Below are 3,295 nucleotides of genomic sequence, written 5' to 3' on the forward strand. Positions count from 1 at the left end.
CGTCTGCTTCAGGAAGGTTACCCCGAGCGCGCCGCTGAGGAACTGGGCCGGTCATGGTTCATCCGGGGCGAGGTCGCCCATGGCGATAAACGCGGGCGCCTTCTTGGTTTTCCTACGGCCAATATTCCCCTCGGACGACATGTTGAGCCCGCACGTGGTGTTTATGCCGTGACAGTGCACCATCCTGACGGACGGATCAGTCCGGGTGTCGCGAATATTGGCCGCCGTCCGACAATCAATGACGGACAGGAAAGTCGGCTCGAAGCGCATCTTTTCGACCTGAATGAAGATCTTTACGGTCAGACGCTTGAGGTCAGTCTGCACAAGCTTCTGCGTGATGAGCGTCGATTCAACGGCCTTGACGAACTGAAGGCACAGATTGCCGAGGATGCTGCAAGCGCACGTCTTGTGCTTTCCGCTCTTCCTTGATCGAACACGCGAGACCCTTATTTTGTCTGACAGAAGTCTGATCAGGGGCATCAATCACGTCACGCTCTGTGTTCGCGATCTCGATCGGTCGATTCCGTTTTACCGCGATCTTCTTGGCTGCGCCCTTCGTGAGAGATGGGAGAAGGGAGCGTATCTCGAGGCTGGCTCCCTTTGGCTTTGTCTTGAGTTGCTGCCTGACTCGCAAGCCATTTCCCGGCGTGATGACTCCCATCTGGCTTTCACTGTCGAGCCCGCAGGTTTTACCCCGATGTGTGAGAGGCTCCTCGGCAAGGTAACGCTCTGGAAGCAGAACAGAAGCGAAGGCGATTCGCTCTATTTTCTCGATCCCGACGGTCACAAGCTCGAAATCCACGTGGGATCACTGTTGACCCGTTTGCGATCGCTACATGCCGCATCAGGCGGGGATCATTGGACGATGACCCTGACAGGAAGGGCCTGAGGTGGACTTGCCTTTTTTGTGAAGTTTTAGATGTTTTATCTCACATGACATGATGTTATAGATTACCCACGGTTAATGAGGCGTGGGAGGCTGTCATGTTCGGTGCGATGCAAATGTATCAGATGCAGGCAATGGAACAGCATATCGCCCAAAAAGAGAACCGCCGCCGTGAGAGCGTTTCACGCTTGATGCGCCTGCGCGATTTCCTGCGGCAGGACCTCGCTTCACTTGGTGAGCAGATCGACACGACACTCGATGCCGTCTGTTCCGGGCCCGGCCTTCCGACGACGAGAATTCGCCGATCGTAAGGCCGATAGGCAGCGGGCTGGGGTTGTGATCGGGGTGCGCCTGGTCAGTTGACGATCGTGCATGAAAACGGGGTCTGGAGAACGCGATAGAACTCCTTGCCATGCAGGAAAAAGATCAGTTTTAGCGACACATTTCCGTCCATCAGAAACTTCAGATTGGTGTTGCAGTAACGATTGGCCGTCGCGTCATAGAGAAGCTGCTTGAGCTTGTCTCTGGAGAACGTCTGGATACAGTTGTCAGCCTCCCGGGTCAGTTCGATTTCCTCAACGAGAATCCGCCCGTCCCGACTGGTCGCCGTGATCGTTTCCATCTCATTTTCATAATCGGGTGCTTTTTTGTTGAGAACGGCAACCACCCTGTCGATCTGTGCAATCGTGATTTCAGTATCGAATTTGAACTCTCCAGCACGAGACTCTGTACATGCCAGGCACGACACGATTGAAAGAGCGAGCAGGATAAGGTTCTTCATCGGATTTTCCCGTATTTTCAGTAATGGTAACATCAAATACAGATTGATGACATGCCTCCTGACAGTGAAGGCAGCGTATATCGTTGCCAGATCCATTCCTTCGCCGACCGTTATCCAGCCCCGATCCTCGCCGCATTGCACCTCGGCACTTGACCCGCGAGCCTCCCTATTCGCATAACTCCCGGTTCCCTGACTCCGTCGATTGATCGAAAATGCCTGATTCCAAAAGCCAAGATCCTCAGGACCGTTATCGCGACACGGTCTTTCTGCCCCGTACCAGCTTCCCGATGCGTGGCAATCTGCCGACACGTGAGCCGGAAATTCTGGCGCGCTGGGAGTCGATGGGGCTGGATGAGAGCATTATCGAGGCAGGCAAAGGCAAGCCGGTCTTCACCCTGCATGATGGCCCGCCCTATGCAAACGGTCACCTGCATATCGGTCACGCCCTGAACAAGATCAACAAGGACGTGATCAACCGTGCCCAGCGCATGAATGGCGCCCGTGTGCGCTATGTGCCTGGCTGGGATTGTCACGGTCTGCCGATCGAATGGCGTGTCGAGGAAGAATACCGCAAGGCAGGCAAGAACAAGGACGATGTGCCTGTTCTGCAGTTCCGCGCCGAATGTCGCGAGTACGCGCGTCGCTGGCTCGACATCCAGGCCGAGGAATTCAAGCGTCTGGGCGTGCAGGGCGAGTGGAAGAACCGCTACGCCACCATGGATTTTTCATCCGAATCTGCCATCGTGGGCGAGATCGGCAAGTTCCTGCTGAATGGCGGACTGTATCGCGGCCTGCGCCCGGTCATGTGGAGCCCGGTCGAGAAGACAGCGCTCGCTGAAGCCGAGATCGAATATCACGACATCACCTCCACCACGATCCATGTGGCCTTCCCCATTGAGGCAGATCCGACGCCCGGTCAGGCTCTTCAGGGGGCTTCTGCGGTTATCTGGACCACCACGCCCTGGACGATTCCGGCCAATCGCGCCCTCGCCTATGGGCCTGAAATTGCCTATGTCGTGCTGCGTGCCGACATCATGGAAGAGAACAGCCTCGTTGCTCCCGGCTCACGTTTTCTGGTCGCCGAAGAGCGCGTAAGCGATTTCTGCAAGCAGGCCGGTATCCAGGACCATCACATTCTCTACACCCTGCCCGGTGAGGCGCTCGAGGGCACGATCTGTGCCCACCCGCTGCGTGGCTGTGGCTATGAATTCGATGTGCCGATGCTGCCCGGCGAGTTCGTGACGACCGATGCCGGTACGGGCCTTGTGCACATGGCCCCGGCTCATGGTCAGGACGACTTCCTGCTGACACGGCAATACGGCATTGAAGTGCCCGAACTGGTGCAGGATGACGGCACCTATGCGCCGTGGGTTCCCCATTTTGCCGGTATCCACGTGTTCAAGGCGGCTGACCCGGTCTGCAATGCCCTGACCGAGGCGGCGCAGCGCTGGGCTGCCAATGGCGATGCCGCTGCGGGCCTCGTGGCCCGGTCGAGCATCGTGCACTCCTATCCGCATTCATGGCGCTCGCGTAAGCCGATCATTTTCCGCGCCACCCCGCAGTGGTTCATCCGCATGGATGGCGATCAGGCCCTGCGTCGTAAGGCGCTGGATGCGCTGGCAGATGTC

Annotated in this window: 5 protein-coding genes; 4 read left to right on the forward strand and 1 reads right to left on the reverse strand. The window is 57.2% G+C overall.

Features of this window, described 5'->3' with window-relative positions:
• The 3 genes from P792_RS38945 to P792_RS31535 form a co-directional block, all read left to right on the forward strand.
• Positions 1 to 429 (forward strand): riboflavin kinase (locus P792_RS38945; RefSeq protein WP_035440184.1); only part of this gene is annotated, 429 nt, incomplete at its 5' end.
• 37 nt (positions 430 to 466) lie between these two features.
• Positions 467 to 889, forward strand: a complete 423-nt coding sequence (locus P792_RS31530) for a fosfomycin resistance glutathione transferase (RefSeq protein ID WP_023979345.1) — start codon at positions 467 to 469, stop codon at positions 887 to 889.
• Between the two features lie 95 nt (positions 890 to 984).
• Positions 985 to 1,197, forward strand: coding sequence for a hypothetical protein (locus P792_RS31535; protein ID WP_023979346.1), 213 nt, complete (start codon positions 985 to 987; stop codon positions 1,195 to 1,197).
• Positions 1,198 to 1,241: 44 nt separating this feature from the next.
• On the opposite strand, the gene P792_RS31540 is transcribed toward P792_RS31535, so the two are convergent.
• Positions 1,242 to 1,667 carry a hypothetical protein gene (locus P792_RS31540; protein WP_023979347.1) on the reverse strand — a complete coding sequence of 142 codons (426 nt, stop codon included), beginning with the start codon at positions 1,665 to 1,667 and terminating at the stop codon, positions 1,242 to 1,244.
• A gap of 212 nt (positions 1,668 to 1,879) precedes the next feature.
• On the opposite strand from P792_RS31540, the gene P792_RS0119430 reads away from it, so the two are divergent.
• Positions 1,880 to 3,295 (forward strand): class I tRNA ligase family protein (locus P792_RS0119430; RefSeq protein ID WP_031241183.1); only part of this gene is annotated, 1,416 nt, incomplete at its 3' end.

The sequence above is a fragment of the Asaia sp. SF2.1 genome (assembly GCF_000505765.1).
GTDB classification, from domain to species: Bacteria; Pseudomonadota; Alphaproteobacteria; order Acetobacterales; family Acetobacteraceae; genus Asaia; species Asaia bogorensis.

What these genes read in the sequence shown, in the direction of transcription:
- P792_RS31535 (WP_023979346.1), top strand. Translation starts at nt 985, where the DNA reads ATGTTCGGTGCGATGCAAATGTATCAGATGCAGGCAATGGAACAGCAT.
- P792_RS31540 (WP_023979347.1), bottom strand. Translation starts at nt 1,667, where the DNA reads ATGAAGAACCTTATCCTGCTCGCTCTTTCAATCGTGTCGTGCCTGGCA.